Origin of the sequence: Jannaschia formosa, from assembly GCF_003340555.1 — a bacterium.
Lineage (GTDB): Bacteria > Pseudomonadota > Alphaproteobacteria > Rhodobacterales > Rhodobacteraceae > Jannaschia > Jannaschia formosa.
The window spans coordinates 182461-199244 of record NZ_QPLJ01000002.1 but is presented as its reverse complement, the minus strand read 5'-3'; the positions used below and the strand labels follow the sequence as shown (position 1 = coordinate 199244).

Annotated in this window: 16 protein-coding genes, 1 tRNA gene and 2 pseudogenes; 8 read left to right on the top strand and 11 right to left on the bottom strand. The window is 70.7% G+C overall.

Going from position 1 to position 16784, the window contains the following annotated elements; translation table 11 throughout:
• Positions 1–120: 120 nt before the first annotated feature.
• From ihfA to DR046_RS03875, 4 genes are all read left to right on the top strand, one after another.
• Positions 121–429 (top strand): integration host factor subunit alpha, encoded by a 309-nt coding sequence (ihfA, locus tag DR046_RS03890; RefSeq protein ID WP_115380160.1) that lies wholly within the window; start codon positions 121–123, stop codon positions 427–429.
• 2 nt (positions 430–431) lie between these two features.
• A complete protein-coding gene (locus tag DR046_RS03885; RefSeq protein WP_115380158.1) occupies positions 432–1364 on the top strand; it encodes a MerR family transcriptional regulator in 933 nt (310 codons plus the stop codon).
• A gap of 64 nt (positions 1365–1428) precedes the next feature.
• A tRNA-Pro gene (locus DR046_RS03880) sits at positions 1429–1505 on the top strand.
• 178 nt (positions 1506–1683) lie between these two features.
• The gene (locus DR046_RS03875) at positions 1684–2751 is read left to right on the top strand and encodes a 2'-deoxycytidine 5'-triphosphate deaminase (protein ID WP_115380156.1); all 1068 of its coding nucleotides are present in this window, start codon (positions 1684–1686) and stop codon (positions 2749–2751) included.
• Between the two features lie 10 nt (positions 2752–2761).
• Here the strand turns inward: DR046_RS03875 and DR046_RS03870 are convergent, their stop codons facing one another.
• From DR046_RS03870 to DR046_RS03840, 7 genes are all read right to left on the bottom strand, one after another.
• Positions 2762–3514 (bottom strand): heme-dependent oxidative N-demethylase family protein, encoded by a 753-nt coding sequence (locus DR046_RS03870; protein ID WP_115380154.1) that lies wholly within the window; start codon positions 3512–3514, stop codon positions 2762–2764.
• A 37-nt stretch (positions 3515–3551) separates the two neighbouring features.
• Positions 3552–4910, bottom strand: coding sequence for a mechanosensitive ion channel domain-containing protein (locus DR046_RS03865; RefSeq protein WP_115380152.1), 1359 nt, complete (start codon positions 4908–4910; stop codon positions 3552–3554).
• Between the two features lie 112 nt (positions 4911–5022).
• A complete protein-coding gene (locus tag DR046_RS03860) occupies positions 5023–6558 on the bottom strand; it encodes a KpsE/RkpR family capsule polysaccharide export protein (protein ID WP_245190799.1) in 1536 nt (511 codons plus the stop codon).
• Positions 6551–7204, bottom strand: coding sequence for an ABC transporter ATP-binding protein (locus DR046_RS03855; protein WP_115380148.1), 654 nt, complete (start codon positions 7202–7204; stop codon positions 6551–6553). The genes DR046_RS03860 and DR046_RS03855 overlap by 8 nt, the downstream gene beginning before the upstream one ends.
• A 574-nt stretch (positions 7205–7778) precedes the next feature.
• Positions 7779–8129, bottom strand: a complete 351-nt coding sequence (locus tag DR046_RS03850) for a PRC-barrel domain-containing protein (RefSeq protein ID WP_115380146.1) — start codon at positions 8127–8129, stop codon at positions 7779–7781.
• A 136-nt stretch (positions 8130–8265) separates the two neighbouring features.
• On the bottom strand, positions 8266–9903 hold the full coding sequence (gene groL, locus DR046_RS03845) for a chaperonin GroEL (RefSeq protein WP_115380144.1): 1638 nt from the start codon (positions 9901–9903) through the stop codon (positions 8266–8268).
• Positions 9904–9959: 56 nt separating this feature from the next.
• The gene (locus DR046_RS03840) at positions 9960–10271 is read right to left on the bottom strand and encodes a co-chaperone GroES (protein WP_115380142.1); all 312 of its coding nucleotides are present in this window, start codon (positions 10269–10271) and stop codon (positions 9960–9962) included.
• Positions 10272–10730: 459 nt separating this feature from the next.
• Here DR046_RS03840 and DR046_RS03835 point away from each other — a divergent pair, with 459 nt between their 5' ends.
• The 4 genes and pseudogenes from DR046_RS03835 (at position 10731) to DR046_RS03820 (ending at position 13461) form a co-directional block, all read left to right on the top strand.
• Positions 10731–11048 (top strand): hypothetical protein, encoded by a 318-nt coding sequence (locus tag DR046_RS03835; protein WP_115380140.1) that lies wholly within the window; start codon positions 10731–10733, stop codon positions 11046–11048.
• Between the two features lie 37 nt (positions 11049–11085).
• Complete coding sequence (locus DR046_RS03830) at positions 11086–11664, top strand: uracil-DNA glycosylase family protein (RefSeq protein WP_115380138.1); 579 nt, start codon at positions 11086–11088, stop codon at positions 11662–11664.
• 41 nt (positions 11665–11705) lie between these two features.
• Entirely contained in the window at positions 11706–12467 is a 762-nt protein-coding gene (locus tag DR046_RS03825; RefSeq protein WP_115380136.1) for an SseB family protein, read from the top strand.
• 146 nt (positions 12468–12613) lie between these two features.
• Positions 12614–13461: pseudogene (locus DR046_RS03820) on the top strand (IS5 family transposase).
• Positions 13462–13518: 57 nt separating this feature from the next.
• Here DR046_RS03820 and DR046_RS24800 read toward each other — a convergent pair.
• From DR046_RS24800 to DR046_RS03790, 4 genes and pseudogenes are all read right to left on the bottom strand, one after another.
• Positions 13519–14148, bottom strand: a pseudogene (locus tag DR046_RS24800) (TIGR02466 family protein); the annotation flags it as partial.
• Between the two features lie 131 nt (positions 14149–14279).
• Positions 14280–15044 (bottom strand): LamB/YcsF family protein, encoded by a 765-nt coding sequence (locus DR046_RS03800; RefSeq protein ID WP_115380128.1) that lies wholly within the window; start codon positions 15042–15044, stop codon positions 14280–14282.
• Positions 15041–16030: a 5-oxoprolinase subunit C family protein gene (locus DR046_RS03795; protein WP_115380126.1), complete on the bottom strand. Its 990-nt coding sequence runs from the start codon at positions 16028–16030 to the stop codon at positions 15041–15043. Before DR046_RS03795 ends, DR046_RS03800 begins: the two co-directional genes overlap by 4 nt.
• Positions 16027–16755 (bottom strand): 5-oxoprolinase subunit B family protein, encoded by a 729-nt coding sequence (locus DR046_RS03790; protein WP_115380124.1) that lies wholly within the window; start codon positions 16753–16755, stop codon positions 16027–16029. Before DR046_RS03790 ends, DR046_RS03795 begins: the two co-directional genes overlap by 4 nt.
• Positions 16756–16784 lie beyond the last annotated feature (29 nt).

Below are 16784 nucleotides of genomic sequence, written 5' to 3'. Positions count from 1 at the left end.
GCGTTCCCCCTTTGTCTGCCCGCGTGAACTTCGGCTGCTAACCCTCGGCATTGACACTCCTTTGCTGCGGGGCAACATGGGGCGCGGGTGCGGTTGGTCTGAATCGAACGGGAGTACGAAATGGCCGGCAAGACGATGACGCGAATGGACCTGAGCGAAGCCGTGTTCCGAGAGGTGGGGCTCAGCCGGAACGAGAGCGCGGCGCTGGTGGCGTCGGTCCTTCAGCACGTCTCCGACGCGCTGGTCGCGGGCGAGCAGGTGAAGATCTCGGGCTTCGGCACGTTCTCGACGCGCGACAAGTCCGCCCGCGTCGGCCGCAACCCCAAGACCGGCGAGGAAGCGCCGATCCCGCCGCGCCGGGTCCTCACCTTCCGTCCGTCCCATCTGATGAAGGACCGCGTGGTCGAAGGCAACAAGGCCAAGGCCTGACCTTGACCCGGCCACCCGAGAAGTCAGGCGAGGCCTTCCGCACCATTCGAGAGGTCGCGGACTGGCTGGGCGTGCCGACGCATGTCCTGCGCTTCTGGGAATCGAAGTTCGACCAGATCGCGCCCGTCAAGGGCGCGGGCGGCCGGCGCTACTACCGGCCCGAGGACATGCGCCTTCTGGGCGGGATCAAGGTCATGCTGCACGACGACGGGCTGACGATCCGCGCGGTGTCGCAGCGGATCGAGGAATCGGGCGTCGAGACGATCAGGGACCTCTCGCCCGCGCTCGAGTCGGGCGATCCCGCCCCGCCGCAGCGCATGCGCCGCGTCATCCGCAAGGGCGACGACACCCCCCCGAAACCGGCGGACGAGGCGAAGTCCAGGCCCGAGCCACCGAAGGACGACCCCCGCGCCGACCGAATGGAGACCGCGCTGGCCCGGCCCCCGGCCGAGGCCGCGACGGCCATCGCCAAGGACCCCGCCACGCCGCCGGACGAGACCCTGCCCGCCCAGCCGGACGAGCCCGAACTGCCCGACGGCGCCCCCGATCCGGGCGAGCCGCTGGTCGAGCCTCCGGCCCCGCTGCCCGATGACATGCCCTCCGGCGACCCCCTGCCGGACCTCCCGCCCGAAGAGCCCGGCGCCGACCCAGCCGACCCGTCGGACCGGATCGCCCCCGTGCCCGAGCCATCGAGCGATCCGCTGCCGGGCGACCCGGCCGACGCGCCCCCTTCGGACGCCTCTCCGCCCCCGCCCGAGGCCCCCGCCCCGGCAGATGCCGCCACGATCGACCCGCTCGCCCGCGCCCGCGCGCTGGCCCGGGGCGCCGGCGCCCTCTCCGTGGCGGAGCGCAAGCGTCTGCGCCGCATCGTCCGCCGCTACCGCGCCCTGGCCGAGGAGATCGCCGAGGACCTCGCCGACGAGGCCTCGAACTGACCTCCGCGAGCCACCCAATTCGCGCTTGCGCCCGGCGCCGGGGGCCGTATGTAGGGCCCCAAGTCGGGCTATGGCGCAGCCTGGTAGCGCGTCCGTCTGGGGGACGGAAGGTCGCAGGTTCGAGTCCTGCTAGCCCGACCAAAGCATTGGCCCTGCAAGGGGCAACTTCGGACGCCCCGGCCCTGACGGTCCGGGGCGTCCGGCGTTTGGGCCGCCAGACGCTGCCGGCAATCGAAACCGCCCCGCGGACGCCCCGACGGCGCGCAGCACGGCCCTTCCGTCCTGACTTGGCCCCCTCCGGCGCAACGCGAGGCCCGCGATGACTTACCCGAAGGGCGTCCTCGCCAGCCAGCAGATCGAGGCCCTGATCGCCGACGGCGCCATCCGCGCGCCCGACCTGGTGCCGGGCCAGGTCCAGCCCGCCTCGCTCGACCTTCGCCTCGGCCACGTCGCCTACCGCGTCCGCGCCTCCTTCCTGCCGGGCCGGGCCAGGCTCATGGACCGGCTGCCCGACTTCCACATGCACGAGATCGACCTGACGAACGGCGCCGTGCTGGAAAAGGGCGCCGTCTACCTCGTCCCCCTGCAGGAGAGCCTCGCCCTGCCTCCCGGCCTCTCGGCGGTGGCCAACGCCAAGTCCTCGACCGGGCGGCTCGACCTGCTGACCCGCACCGTCACCGATGGCGGGACCGAGTTCGACCGCATCGCGCCCGGCTATCGCGGCCCGCTCTATGCCGAGATCTGCCCGCGCAGCTTCTCGGTCCTGGTCCGCCCCGGCATGCGCCTCAACCAGATCCGCTTCCGCGCGGGCGAGGCACGGCTCGACGACGATGCCTTGCGGGCGCTCCATGCGAGGACGCCCCTGGTCGATGGCCCGGCGGTCATCGACGACGGGCTCGGCTTTTCCGTCGATCTCGCCCCTGGCGAGGGCGATCTCGTCGGCTGGCGGGCCAAGCCGCATTCCGGGGTGATCGACCTCGACCGTATCGGCCACTACGCGCCCCGCGACTTCTGGGAGGCGATCCGCACCGACAGCCGCCGCATCGTGCTGGACCCCGGCGCGTTCTACATCCTGGTGAGTCGCGAGGCGGTGACGATCCCGCCGACGCATGCCGCCGAGATGGCCCCCTATCTCGCCATGGTCGGAGAGTTCCGCGTCCACTACGCCGGCTTCTTCGATCCCGGCTTCGGCTACGAGACGCCCGCCCGCGGCGTGCTGGAGGTCCGCTGCCACGAGGCCCCCTTCGTGCTGGAGCATGGCCAGATCGTCGGTCGACTCGTCTACGAGGCGATGTCCGAGACGCCCGACCTCCTTTACGGCGCCGGGATCGCGTCGAACTACCAGGGCCAAGGGCTGAAGCTCTCGAAGCATTTCGCCGCGCCTTGAGGCGCGCCCCTCACAGCCCCGGGCACCCCGCCCGCTGCGCCTCCGTCAGCCGCTCGAAGGGCACGACCCAGGTATGGACGGCGAAGACCGCCGCATCGCTCCGTGGCAGGGAGAGGATCGTCTGCCGCTCCGAGCGCAGGAAGCGGGGGACCGCGTCGACACGCGGCGCCGCCTCGGTCCGGGGATGGAACAGCGCCGCCTCCGCATAGGCCAGCGCGTTCGCCCGCCAGACCGGCTGCCCCGGCCGGGCCAGGTCGAAGAGCCGCTGCACTCGCGCCGCAAGCCCCGCATCGTAGACCGGCACCGGGCCGTGGATCGCCGTCAGCGGCCGCCCGATCTTCTCGGCCAGCGTCCAGGAGGCGGGGAAACACAGCAGCCCGGCGATCAGCACATGCTCCGCCCCCTGCTTGCGCAGCAGCAGCACGTCCTCCTGGATCAGTTGCCCGATCACCTCGAGCGGCGCCCCGTCCGTCGCGACCTCCCGCCCGTCGGGGCAGACCACCCCGCCGCCCCGCCGCGCGAAATTTGCGGGCAGGTCGCGCAGCACCGTCTCCAACAGCTCCGCAAGGGCATCGCCGGCGCCGGGCAGCACCTGCATCACCGCGGCCCGGCGCTGCGCCATCAGACGGGCCTTCTCGGCCATCTGCGCGCCATAGGCGTCGTCGACCACGATCCACGGCCCCTCGACCGGGCGCAGGCCGGGCAGCCGGGACAGGGCCGGGTCGGCCCAGGGCGTGTGGGGAAGCGCGGCCTGCAGGATCATGGCGCGACGGAAGCACAGCCGGCGCGGAGGCGCATCCTCATTCCTCCGGGGCCGCCGGGCTCAGCAGGTCCCGCTGTGCCGTGGTCTTGCGCTCCTCCTCGACCATGCGCCCGATGGTCGGGTCGGCGGCGACGTCCTGCGCCCCGGGCAGCGGCAGCGGCTTCTGCTCGGGCGGGGGCTCGTCCTCGGAGATCACCATCGACTCGGCCGGCTTGGCACTGTCCGGCAGGCCGATGACCGGCAGCCCGCCGCCGCCGAGGTTCAGTCGGTAGGACGGCTCCGGCAGGCCGATCCCGGCGCGGGTCAGCGCCGCCATGACGAGGCGCAGCGCTTCGCCCTTCGACACCATGAAGTCGGTCTCACGCTGGTTGATCCAGGCGAAGAACTCCATCGTGACGGTCGAATCCCCCGCCTCCTTCACCCAGACGGCGGGCGCCGGGTCGGCCAGCACGAAGTCGAGCGCCCGCAGCGTCTCCAGCCCGATCCGTCGCGCCTCGGCCAGGTCGTCGGCCGGGTCGATGCCCAGGGCAAAGCCGAAACGGCGCGTGTCGTTGCGGGTGTAGTTGATGATCTTCGCCTTGAAGACGAAGGCGTTCGACAGGCGCACATGGTTCCCGTCCGGGTCGAGCAGGATCGTCGCGCGGCTGGTCAGGCGGATGACGGTGCCCAGCGTCCCGTCGATATCCACGAAGTCGTGCGGCCGGAACGGCTGGCGCAGCGACAGCATGACCGAGGCGATGAAGTTCTCGACCGTGTCGCGCACCGCGAAGCCGACGGCGAGGCCCACGATCCCCGCCGCGCCCAGAAGGCCGGTCAGCACGGCGGTCGCGTTCAGGATGTCGAGCGCGACCACCACCCCGGCCAGCACGAAGGCCAGCCGCAGGACGACGCGATAGATCTCGCCGATGAAGGCGTTGGGCGCGAGCCTGCGCCACGGCGCCTCCCACCGGGCCAGCAGGATGCCCAGGGCGACGACGGCAAGCCCCGCAACGATCGCCACCGCCAGAAGCGGCAGATAGGCCACCGCCTGCACCAGCCGCGCGCGGAACCGGTCGAGCACGGGGTTGAGCCGGCGGGCGACGTCGGTATCCTCGACGACTTCGTTCTCGATCGCCACGACCCCGTTCACGCGCGAGGCGAGCTCATCCAGGCGGGCAATGGCCTCGGGCTCCAGCACGGCACCCGAGAAGGTAACGATCCCCTCGCGCACATCGACCGCGACGCCCTCGTACCCGTTCAGCTCGGCCAGGATGCGCTCGATCCGCCGCTCGATGGCGGCGTCGCCGCCGACCTCCTGCTCGGTCTCGATGGTGCCCGAGGGCTGCCCCTGCTCCTGCGCCTGGGCAGGCAGGGCCAGCGCGCAGAGCAGCAGCAGAAGTCGCGGCAGATGGGTCATGGCATGTCTCCGTCGGCGGGGCTTCGACCTGACCCGCCGACGGAAGAAGTCAAACCCCGGCCGCCCGACACGGCCATCCCCGGGACCGCGGCGGCGCGGTCCCGGGGCGTCGTCAGCCGCTGACCTGCTCCCGCAGGATCGCGGCGGTGAGCGAGACCATGAGGTAGATGCCCGAGAAGATCAGGAAGGCCAGCAGCGTGTTCTCGAAGGACCGCGGATAGGTCGCCTCGTCGGGCGCGAGCGGGGCCACCGGCGTCGACAGATAGCGCACCTGCCGGTTCGCCTCGATCCGCGCCGTCTCCTGCTGCTGGGCGGCCTGCTGCAGCAGCAGCTGCCGGGTCTGCAGGTCCATCTGCGCCACGCCCAGCTCGGCGGTGACGCGGGCGAGGCTGACATCGGCGTTGAGCCCCTCGGTCAGCCCGGCGCGCAACTCCGCCAGCTCCGCTTCCAGCGTCGCGATGTTGCGCTCCGCAATCTCGACGCGGCTCGCGTTGGGGCGCGCGTTGGCGCGCAGCTGGTCGAGGTCCAGCCGCTCGGCCCGAAGCTCCGTCTCGATGGCCGAGATCTGGGAATAGCGGTTCGACAGTTCCGCATCCGCCGAGACGACGCCCAGCTGCTCCTGTAGGTCGACGACGCGGGCCTGCGCGGCCAGCATGCGCGCCTCGGCGGCCTCGAAGCTCTCGATCGCGCCCTCCATCTGGTCGGCGCGCAGCCGGCTGGTGAGCTGGTCGACCTGCTCCTCGGCATAGCCGATCAGGGCATGGCTGAACTGGGCGCTGATCTGGGGATCGGCGGCGACCACCTCCATCTTGATGACGCCCTCGGTCGGGTCGTAGCCGATCTCGACCATCCGCTGGTAGAGCTCGTAGGCGTCCTGCTGGGTGCTGTCCGCATCCAGCCGCTGCAACGCATCGATACTCGGGTCCGCGAAATGCGCCGAGAATCCCAGCTCCGCGTCGAGCCGCTGGAACGCCTCCCGCGACAGCAGATAGCCCTGCACGGCGATGCTGTCGGTCTGGGTGGCGAACCCGGTCCCCGAGAACAGCCCGCCCAGCCCCGCGCCCCCGGCCGAGGCGATGTCGGCCTGCTGGATCACGAATTCGGACTTGGTGGCATACATCGGCGTCGCCAGCGCGTAGTAGTAGACCCCCGCGATCAGCGTCGGCAGGCCCACGAAGAAGGCCAGCCGCAGCCCCAGCAGCGCCAGCCGCCGCTTGCGGCGCCGGGCGATGTCGCGCTGGATCTTCACGATCTCCGAGGCGCGGCGGTCGCCGTCCAGCGTCACGGGCTTCGGCTCGGCCGGAAGCGGCGGCTCGGGCGCCAGCGCGGGGACCTGCGCCCCGCCGCCCTGCCCCGGGATCAGCTGCAGCATGTTCTCGCGCGAGAAGGGGTCGATGCCGCGGGCGCGCAACGCCTCCACCGCCTCCTGATCGGAACTCACCTCGAGCCCGTGCTTCTGCGCGATCCGCCGCGCCATGCGCAGCTGGCGGCCCGTCACCTCCTCGGTTTCGGGGGCGGGATGCGGGTCGTTGGCCGCCGGGGCCAGCACCGTCGGCTCGGGCGGGGGGGTCGCGTCCGGCGGGATCGTCACCCCCTGCGGCGCGAAGGAGGTATCCGGGCGGATGCGGTATTTCAGGGCTTTAGGCATCATATTCGTAAAGCCTCCGGGCTTCGTCGAGCGTGTCGAACTGGTACAGCTTGCCGTCGCGCAGCACGGCCGCCGTGGTCGCGAACCGCTCCAGCGTGCGGGGCTGGTGGCTCACGATGACGACGGTCGCATCCGCCAGCCGCTCGCGCAGGATCGAGCCCGCGCGCTTGTTGAAGCCGGCATCGGTGGTGGACGGCATGCCCTCGTCGATGAGGTAGATGTCGAATTCCAGCGCCAGCATCAGCGCAAAGGCGAAGCGCGCGCGCATGCCCTGGCTGTAGGTGCCGACGGGCATGTCGAAATATTCCTGGATGTCGCAGAGCCAGCGGCAGAACGCCTCGACGTAGTCGGGATCCAGCCCGTAGAGCTGCGCGATGTAGCGCGCGTTCTCGGTCGCCGTGTTCTTGGGCAGGATGCCGCCCATGAAGCCCAGCGGGAAGGAGACGCGGCAGGTGCGCCGGACCTCGCCCTCGTCGGGCTTCTCCAGCCCGGCCATCATGTTGATGATGGTCGTCTTGCCGGTGCCGTTCGGCGCCAGGATGCCGACCGACCGCCCGCGCTCGACCCGGAAGGATGCCCGGTCGAGGATGACCTTGCGCTGCTTGCCGGTCCAGAAGGACTTGGAGACGTCGTCGAACTCGATCATCGGGGCGAATCGCTACCTGCAGGCCAGGCCCAACGGGGACCCTACACCGACAGGGTAACAGGTTAATCCGGCAAATTGTTGGACGCCGTCACGGTCGGACCGCATCGGCACCGCATTTTTACCCTGAATTCGTCCCGTTCCGGAAACGGTCCGGCCGTCAGGCCGGGACCTTCTCCACCCGCGTCAGCTTGCCCATGACGATCGAGATACCGCCGCGCCGAAGGCGACGGCGTCCTCGCCCCGCGCCCTGATCCATTTCTCGGCGGAGATGCCCATCGTGTCGTTGAACCAGAGCGGGTACTCGACGAGGCAATAATAGGAACGGGCGTCGAGATTCGCCCAGATCAGAGCGATACCAGCGCCAAGGATCTGCAGGATCGACTAGTCGGTGACGAAGTCCCAGACACGATACATGCCGATCCGCTCGCCGTTCGGCCCTCTCGCCTGGCGGAGGCGGCGACGCGCGACGACTGCTGCAGCCGTTCCCTCCGTCACGGGAACGCCCCACGTCGTCCCCGGGGCCGGGAAGGCGGGTGCCGGGCGCCCACGCGGCGGCGCCCGGCACCCGGTCGCGTCAGATGTAGTGAGGCACCGTGCCGTAGGCGGCATAGGTGCGGTCGTGCCAGTCGCGATTGGCCTCCCAGCCGGTCTCGGCCTGGGGCGCGTCGCGCAGTTGCTGCTCGGTGATGGACGTCTTGAAGCCGCCGAGCCCGGTATCATAGGTCAGCGTGTTCCAGGGCACGGGACGCTCGTCGCCCCCGATGCCCAGCACGCCGCCGAAGCTCATGACGGCATAGGCGACCTTGCCCGAGATCTTGTCGATCATCACGCGGTCGATCGTGCCGACCCGGCTGTCGTCCGCGCCGTAGACGGCGGTGCCCGAGACATCGGCGGCGGCGACGAGGCTATGGGTGTCGTGGGTCATTCTTACTCTCCTCATGGTAGAGTCGGGCAAACGTCGCGCCCCTGCGAATGTTCCGGCCACGCCCCGTTCCGGGACCCCCGAACGCGACGAGGGGCCCGACAGGGCCCCTCGCGTTTTTTCCATCTGGCAGATGGGCTTACATCATGCCGCCCATGCCGCCCATGTCGGGCATGCCGCCGCCCGCATTCTCTTTCTGCGGCTTGTCGGCGACCATGGCTTCGGTCGTGATCAGCAGGCCGGCGATCGAGGCCGCGTCCTGCAGCGCGTGACGCACCACCTTGGCCGGGTCGATGACGCCGAACTTGAACATGTCGCCATATTCCTCGGTCTGCGCATTGAAGCCGAAGGACAGGTCGGTGCTCTCGCGGATCTTGCCCGCGACCACGGAACCGTCGACGCCCGCGTTCTCGGCGATCTGGCGCAGCGGGGCTTCGAGAGCCTTGCGCACGATCGAGATGCCGACGTTCTGGTCGTTGTTGTCGCCGGCCAGACCGTCGAGCGACTTGCCCGCCTGGATCAGGGCGACACCGCCGCCCACGACGACACCTTCCTGAACGGCCGCGCGGGTCGCGTTCAGCGCGTCGTCGACGCGGTCCTTGCGCTCCTTGACCTCGGTCTCGGTCATGCCGCCGACGCGGATGACGGCGACACCGCCGGCCAGCTTGGCAACCCGCTCCTGCAGCTTCTCGCGGTCGTAGTCCGAGGTGGTCTCCTCGATCTGCGTGCGGATCTGGGCGACGCGGGCCTCGATCTCGGCCTTCTCGCCGTGACCGTCAACGATTGTGGTCTCGTCCTTGGTGATCGAGACGCGCTTGGCAGAGCCCAGCATGTCGATCGTGACGTTCTCGAGCTTCATGCCGAGGTCGTCCGAGATCACCTGGCCGCCGGTCAGGATCGCGATGTCCTGCAGCATGGCCTTGCGACGGTCACCGAAGCCCGGCGCCTTGACGGCGGCGATCTTCAGGCCACCGCGCAGCTTGTTGACGACCAGCGTGGCCAAGGCCTCGCCTTCCACGTCCTCGGCGATGATCAGCAGCGGCTTCTGCGACTGGATCACCTGCTCGAGCAGCGGAACCATCGGCTGCAGCGACGAGAGCTTCTTCTCGTGCAGCAGGATGATCGCATCCTCCAGCTCGGTAGTCATCTTGTCGGGGTTGGTCACGAAGTAGGGCGACAGGTAGCCGCGGTCGAACTGCATGCCCTCGACGACGTCGGTCTCGGTCTCGAGGCCCTTGTTCTCCTCGACGGTGATGACGCCCTCGTTGCCGACCTTCTGCATCGCGTCCGCGATCTGACGGCCGATTTCCTTCTCGCCATTGGCGGAGATGGTGCCGACCTGGGCGACTTCGTCGCTGTCGGTCACGTCACGGGCGGCGGCCTTGATGGCCTCGACGACCTTGGCGGTGGCCATGTCGATGCCGCGCTTGAGGTCCATCGGGTTCATGCCGGCGGCGACGGACTTCATGCCTTCCTTGACGATGGCCTGGGCCAGAACGGTCGCGGTGGTGGTACCGTCGCCCGCCTCGTCATTGGTGCGCTGGGCCACTTCCTTGACCATTTGCGCGCCCATGTTCTCGAACTTGTCCTCGAGCTCGATCTCCTTGGCGACGGAAACGCCGTCCTTGGTGATGCGCGGCGAGCCGAACGACTTGTCGAGCACGACGTTGCGGCCCTTGGGGCCCAGCGTCACCTTGACGGCGTCGGCCAGGATGTTCACGCCCTTGAGCATGCGATTGCGTGCGTCGCTGTTGAATTTCACGTCCTTGGCGGCCATGATATTCTCCTAGATAAGAGTGGGTTGCGGGTCGAAGTTCAGACGAACCGGGGCAGTCAGGCGGCCTTGGCGGCAGCGGCGTCGCCGATGATGCCCAGGATGTCGGACTCCTTCATGATCAGCAGCTCTTCGCCGTCGATCGTCACTTCGGTGCCGGACCACTTGCCGAACAGGATGCGGTCGCCGGACTTCACCGACGGCGCGATCAGCTCGCCCGAGTCCTTGCGCGCGCCCTCGCCCACGGCGATGACCTCGCCCTCGGCGGGCTTTTCCTTGGCGGTGTCGGGGATGATCAGACCGCCCTTGGTCTTCGCGTCGGACTCGACGCGGCGAACCAGGACGCGGTCGTGCAGCGGTGTGAAAGCCATGTCAGGGCCTCTCAGCTAAATTGGTTGCTCCCTGTTGGCACTCACCCATGGAGAGTGACAACGACCGGCAGATAGGAAAGTCGCACTGGCCTGTCAACGGGTCTGAACGGGGGCGGACCGGGAAATCTTCGGGGGCTTCCTGCCATGCAGGATGTCCTCCCCGGCCCCGCCGGCCAGCGCGTCGCTCCTGCCCCCGGCGAACCGGCCCGGTGCCGGGGCCCGGCAGCCCGGTCCGGTCGAGTCGCCCGGCGCTCCCGGTCCCGCGTATGACCGTGACGCGCAAGCCCCCTTCGCCGGACGGGCCTCGTCGGCATCGCGACGCCCGCTCGCGGCGCCCATGCGTCCGGCTGCGGCTCGTCGGACCCGATGCGTCACCAGACTGTTGACCGGTTCCGGCGTGGCTTCCTCCGCTTCCCGCCCTAGCCTCGCCCTGATGCTGACACATTGAGCGGAGCTTTCATGCCGCAGACCCCTCCCGATCTCTATTGCTTCCTCGGCCGCGCCGTGGCGGGCGATCCGGCGCCCTACCGACCGGGGGCATGTCACGCCCTCGTCGCCTTCACCGCCGCCCGCGGCGGGCTGGAGGAAGCGCAGGAGGTGCTCGCCCGCGAGACGCGGGCGCGCGGCTGGCACGACCTGGAGATCGTCCAGAGCACCGCCTTCCCCTCCGGCCCGGACGCGCTGGACCCGGGCCCGGCGCGCAGGGCCGCCGAGGACGCGCTGCGCCACGGCGCCAGCGTCATCGTCCATCCGGACGAACTGAGCGCCGCAACCTGACTGGCGCCCGGCCGCGGGGCACCCTATCTGCCCCGCGATGGCCCTCACCGACGAGATCCGCGCCTGCCGGCACTGCGCCGACCGCTTCGCCGCCACCGAGACGGCGCATGAACCCGCTCCCGTGGTCTGGTTCGCGCCCGGCGCACGCATCCTGATCGCCAGCCAGGCGCCGGGCCTGCGCGCCCATGTCTCGGGCAAGCCCTTCGACGATCCCTCGGGCGTGCGCCTGCGGGAATGGATGCAGGTCGACGACGAGACATTCTGGGACCGCCGCCGCGTCGCCATCGTGCCGATGGGCTTCTGCTTCCCGGGCTACGACAAGGCGGGCGGCGACATCCCGCCCCCGAAGGTCTGCGCCCGGCTCTGGCGCGAGAAGGCGCTGGCCCATGCAGGCGACGTGCCCGTGACGCTGCTGGTCGGCGGCGCGGCGCAGGCGTGGCACCTTGGCCCCGGCCGCGTCACCGACCGCGTCCGCGACTGGCGCGCGCGCGCGCCCCGCATCTGGTGCCTGCCGCACCCGTCCTGGCGCAACACCGCCTGGCTCCGAAAGCACCCCTGGTTCGAGGCCGAGACGCTGCCCGCGCTCCGCACCGCCATCCGCGAGGCGCTGGCATGACGTCCGACGCGGATCACCCGCAGATCACCCACGGATCACCCATGGGTTTGACCCCCCTCGACACCGCCCATCTCCGCGCCGAGGAGACCGGCGCCGACGCCGACCGCCTCGCCTTTCTCGGCCGTCTGGCCGAAGCCGAGCTCCACCTCCTGCTCGACGCCGCCGAGGGAGAGACCGTCTCCCCGCGCCTCTTCGACGTCGACGGCACGCGCTACGCCCTCGCCTTCGACCTGCCCGAACGGCTGGAGTCCTTCGCCGGCGGCGCCCCCACCGCGACGCTTTCGGGACGGCGCCTCGCCGCGCTGCTGGCCGCCGAGGGGCTGGGGCTGGGCCTCAACCTGGAGGACGCGCCCTCGGCCCAAATGATTGATCCCCAAGCGATCTCCTGGCTGGCCGAGATGACCGGCACCGCCCCCGCGGTGGCCGAGCGCGCCCTGAAGGAGATCGCCCCGCCCGGCGCCCTGCCCGACGCGCTGCTGACGGCGCTCGACGCCAAGCTGCCGCTCGCGGCCGGCCTCGCGCGGACCGGCTACCTGGCCCGGGCGATCTTCGACGACGGCTCCCGCGGGCACGTTCTGGCCTTCATCGACGCGGTGCCCGGCGCCGAAGACGACCTCGCCCGCGCCGTCTCCGAGGCGCTGATCTTCTCGGGGCTCGAAGCCGGCCAGCTCGACGTCGCCTTCCTGCGCGCCGCCCACCCCGTCGCCGCCGCCCTCGCCCGCCACGGGCTGCGTATCGACCTGCCGGAACAGGAAAAATCCAGGCCCACCCGCGATCCGGACGCGCCCCCGCGACTGCGCTAAAGCATGTCACGTCAGCATTGATCAGTACCCGACGTTGTCGACGTAGTTTCGGCATTCGTCTGGCGGGAAGCGGTCGATGATGGTGGCGACGGTGCGGAGTAAGAGCGCCTAACGAAACCGATCATCGTCTCGCGGATTCGGTCTCCATGAGACATGAACTTGTGAGCGACGAGATGTGGGCGGCTGTGGAGCCGTTGCTGCCCGAGGAGCCAGCGAGGCCGAAGGGTGGTAGACCGAGGGTGCCGGATCGCGCCGCGCTACGGGGGATCGTGTTCGTGCTGCGGACCGGCATGGCGTGGGAGATGCTGCCGCGGGAGGTGTTCGGGTGCTCGGGCATGACCTGTTGGCGACGGCTGCGGGACTGGCAGCAGGCTGGGGTCTGGGATCGGTTGCACCGGACGCTGCTGGAGCGCCTTGATCGGGCGGGCGAGCTGGACTGGATCCGGGCTGCGCTCGACAGCCAGTCCATCGCCGCCAAAAGGGGGGCGCCGCGACGAGGTCGAACCCGACCGACAGGGGGCAAGCCGGGCACGAAGCGCCACGCGGTCACCGACGCACGCGGCACCCCGCTCGGCCTGACGATCACGGGCGCGAACCGCCATGACAGCATGGCGCTCGCCCCCACCTTGGACGCCGTGCCGAGGGTGCGGTCGGGCAAGCGGGGCCGCCCGCGCAAGCGGCCCGGAAAGCTCCATGCCCCCTCTCGGGACATCGCTGCGCGATGCCCTGCCGGGCAATGGACAAGGCCTGCGACCATCGCCGGTGCCGCCGGGAATGCCGCGCCCGTTCGATCGCCCCGCGCATCGCGCGCCGTGGCGTCGACACATCGGCCAAGCTCGGCCGCCACCGCTGGCTGGTCGAGCGCACCTTCGCATGGATCGACCAGTTCCGAAGGCTCGCCACCCGCTACGAGCGCCGATCCGACATCCATACGGCTCTCACCAAACTCGCCACGGCCATCGTTTGCATGAACCAGATCAGGCGGTTCTGTTAGGCGCTCTAGATCCTCAGCGGTCCTAGCCTGAGCATGGCGCAGCCAATGCTTCACCTATGCGAAGGCATATTCGAGGGGGTTCAGGTCGGGACTGTAGTGGGGCAGGAACCACAGCCGCGCTCCTGCGGTCTCGACGGCCGGCCGCACGGCGGCGCCCTTATGGGAGCTGAGGTTGTCGAGCACGACCACGTCGCCGGGCCGAAGCGTTGAGACGAGCAAGCGCTCGACCTAGGCGAGGAAGGCCTGCGCGCTGATCGGTCCATCGAAGACGCAGGGCGCGCTCAGCGCATCCTGGCGCAGTGCGGCGACGAAAGCCTGCGTGCGCCAATGCCCGTGGGGCGCGTCTCCCCGGACCCCCGACAGCAGACAGGACGGGTGAACGTGGGCGCGGTTGGCGCTGCCGGGCGGGTTGACGATCGACCACATCGTCCCGATCCGGAGCGCGTGGTCGGTCGAATATCCGAGATCCTCTGTGATCTTCTCGCCCGCCGTGTTCACATGGGCGACGAGATCCTTGTACTCCTCGTTCTTGTGCAGATTGTTGTGGCTGTGCCAGCCGCCGAGTTGCGGCAGGTTCGACCGGGAAATGCCCTTCCGGTCCCGGTCCCGCTCGGCATAGATCGCCTTCCGGAGCTTGTCGTTGAGCGCCTTGGGCTCCGGGATGTCGATCTGAAAGATCTTCGTCGGGAGCTAGGCGCAGCGCCGAAACTCGTCTTGCGCAGACATTCCTGGCTGGCTGCGTCGGGGCAGGCCAGGCTGGCTGCGCTCTTCTCCTGCGGGCTGACGGTGGCGGCGCTCGCCGAGGAAGTCGCGACGACCTAGGACCGTCCCTCCATCGGGGCGAGCGTCACGCCCTCCGCCTCCAGCGCGGCGCGCACGGCGCGGGCAATGGCCACCGCCTCGGGCCCGTCGCCATGCAGGCAGATCGAATCGCAGGCTGCCGGGATCGCTTTGCCGGAACGGACGTGGATCGCCCCGTCCCTGACGAAGCGGACCATGCGCGCCGCCGCCTCCTCCGGGTCGTGGATCATGGCGCCGGGCGTGCCACGCCTGACCAGCGTGGCGTCGTCCTCGTAGGCCCGGTCGGCGAAAATCTCTCCGGCCCAGCGGGCGCCGAGGTCGCGGGCGACCTTCTCCTGCACCGTTCCCGCGAGGACCAGCAGGATCACGCCGGGATCGACCCGCAGCGCCGCCTCGTAGGCAGTGCGGGCCATTGCCTCGTTCTCGCAGGTCATGTTCGACAGGGCGCCGTGCAGCTTGAAGTGCCGGACCTGAGTGCCGAGCGCCGTCGCCATCCCGCGGGCGGCGCCGAACTGCCAGACGATCAGGTTGGCGAGGCTCCCGGCCGGCATCTCCATCCGCCGCCGGCCGAAGCCCTGCAGGTCCGGAAAGCCCGGATGCGCGCCGATGCCCACGCCCCGGTCGCGGGCCTGCGCCATCGTCCGGGCCATCACGTCCCAGTCGCCCGCATGGGCGCCGCAGGCGACGTTGGCCGAGGTCACCAGCTCCAGCAGGGTGGCGTCGTCGCCCATCGGCCAGTCGCCGAAGCCCTCGCCCATGTCGGCGTTCAGATCGACCTTCATTGCGGCTCCTCCACGCGGGCCGAGATCACCCCCCCGATCAGCTGCCGCGTCAGCAGATCGGGATCGTCGCCGGGCGCGCGGGTCAGCGGCTCGGTCTGCGGCCTGTCCGGCGGCGCGGCACGCGCCTCCTCGACGGTGACGAACTCGAAGCGGACCCGGGCCCCCGGCGGCGCCTGCATCGCGCGCGGCAGGTCGGCGGGAATGACGCTCGCGATGCGGGGATAGCCGCCGGTCGTCTGGCATTCGGGGCCGAGGATGTAGGGCGTCCCGTCGCCGGTCATCTGCAGGTCCCCGGGCAGGACGAAATCCGACAGCAGGCTGAGCTGCCCCTCGGTCTGGAATCCCGCCCCCTCCGAGGCCAACCGGACGCCCTGCCGGTTGCCGCGCGGGTCGCGCGTGAAGACCGTCTCGGCGAAGCGCGCGAGTTCCTCATCGGGGAAGAGCCGGGTCTGCGGTGTGGGCACGACGCGCAGCGTTCCGCCGTCGAACCCGTCTGGGCGCCGGCTCAGGCGCCGCGCGGCGTGGCGCGACGGCTCGAAGGGGAGCGTGTCGCCCGCGGCCAGCGCCCGACCGAGCCCTGCGATCAGATGCGCCGCGCGGGCGCCGAGCACCGGCGCGGTGCGCAGGCCGCCCGCGACATGGATGTAGGCGTAGCTGCCCTTCGCCGTCGGCCGCAGGTCCAGCACCGTCCCGGCGGGAAAGGACAGCGACGCGTGCCACGGGACGGCGCGTCCCTCGGCCTCGACGCGCATTTCGGCCCCGGTGAAGGCCAGCGTCGCCTCGGCGTGCAGACGCAGGCGCAGCGGGCTGCCCGGGCTCTCGATCCCGGCGCCAGGATCGCCGCCCAGCAGCGCCGCCGCCTCGGCGCGGGCGCGCCTGTCGGCGGCCCCGCCGCGGGCGAGGCCCTGCGCCAGCCAACCGGGCCGGCCGTCGTCCTGCACCGTCACCAGCGGCCCGCAGGAAAGGATCTCCAGCGCGCCGCTCACGAAACTTCCTCCCACCGCGCCCCGCCATGGCGGTGAGGATCGGCGGCGGCGCCCTCGCGCAGGGCCTCGGGCGAGACCGGGACGAAGCGGACCTCGTCCCCGGGCGTCAGCGCGATGGGCGCAGGGCGGGAGACCTCCAGACAGCCAAACAGCGTCCGTCCGACCTGGCGCCAGCCGGTCGGCGCCTCGGTGCCGAACAGCACGAACTGCCGCACCGCCAGCACAAGCGCCCCCTCGGGCACCTTCGGCGTCAGCCCGGTCTGGCGCGGCAGGTTCCAGCATTCGGGCAGGATGCCGAGATAGGGCATCCCGGGCGCGAAGCCGAGCGCGAGCACGCGCACCCGCGCCTCCGACAGGGCCTCGACGGCCTGCGCCGGGCTCAGCCCCGCCATCCCCGCGGTCTCGTCCAGCTGCGGGCCGTCCGCGCCCCCATAGCTGCACGGGATCTGCCAGAGCTTGTGCGGCGGCGGCGGCACGGCCGCCCAGTCCGCCTCGCCCAGCAGGTCCTCCAGCGCGCCGCGCAGCGCGTCCGGCGAGCCCTCGACGCGCACCAGCACCGATCCGAGAGACGACGCGGTCTCGGCCATGCCCGGCAGCCCCCGCGCCTCCAGCGCCGCACGGAAGGCCGTGCAGGCCCGGTTCGCGGCGTCGTCCAGCCGGTCTGCGAAGCGCACGAGCAGCGCCTCCGTCCCCAGCGGCTCGATCAGCGGGAAGCCTTCGGTCATGGGACATGGGTGGAGCCGGGGCGCCGGAG

Excerpts from the sequence above, each read along its gene's own strand:
- ihfA (WP_115380160.1), top strand. The coding sequence starts at position 121 with ATGGCCGGCAAGACGATGACGCGAATGGACCTGAGCGAAGCCGTGTTC.
- DR046_RS03875 (WP_115380156.1), top strand. The coding sequence starts at position 1,684 with ATGACTTACCCGAAGGGCGTCCTCGCCAGCCAGCAGATCGAGGCCCTG.
- DR046_RS03870 (WP_115380154.1), bottom strand. The coding sequence starts at position 3,514 with ATGATCCTGCAGGCCGCGCTTCCCCACACGCCCTGGGCCGACCCGGCC.
- DR046_RS03865 (WP_115380152.1), bottom strand. The coding sequence starts at position 4,910 with ATGACCCATCTGCCGCGACTTCTGCTGCTGCTCTGCGCGCTGGCCCTG.
- DR046_RS03860 (WP_245190799.1), bottom strand. The coding sequence starts at position 6,558 with ATGCCTAAAGCCCTGAAATACCGCATCCGCCCGGATACCTCCTTCGCG.
- DR046_RS03855 (WP_115380148.1), bottom strand. The coding sequence starts at position 7,204 with ATGATCGAGTTCGACGACGTCTCCAAGTCCTTCTGGACCGGCAAGCAG.
- DR046_RS03850 (WP_115380146.1), bottom strand. The coding sequence starts at position 8,129 with ATGACCCACGACACCCATAGCCTCGTCGCCGCCGCCGATGTCTCGGGC.
- groL (WP_115380144.1), bottom strand. The coding sequence starts at position 9,903 with ATGGCCGCCAAGGACGTGAAATTCAACAGCGACGCACGCAATCGCATG.
- DR046_RS03840 (WP_115380142.1), bottom strand. The coding sequence starts at position 10,271 with ATGGCTTTCACACCGCTGCACGACCGCGTCCTGGTTCGCCGCGTCGAG.
- DR046_RS03835 (WP_115380140.1), top strand. The coding sequence starts at position 10,731 with ATGCCGCAGACCCCTCCCGATCTCTATTGCTTCCTCGGCCGCGCCGTG.
- DR046_RS03830 (WP_115380138.1), top strand. The coding sequence starts at position 11,086 with ATGGCCCTCACCGACGAGATCCGCGCCTGCCGGCACTGCGCCGACCGC.
- DR046_RS03825 (WP_115380136.1), top strand. The coding sequence starts at position 11,706 with ATGGGTTTGACCCCCCTCGACACCGCCCATCTCCGCGCCGAGGAGACC.
- DR046_RS03800 (WP_115380128.1), bottom strand. The coding sequence starts at position 15,044 with ATGAAGGTCGATCTGAACGCCGACATGGGCGAGGGCTTCGGCGACTGG.
- DR046_RS03790 (WP_115380124.1), bottom strand. The coding sequence starts at position 16,755 with ATGACCGAAGGCTTCCCGCTGATCGAGCCGCTGGGGACGGAGGCGCTG.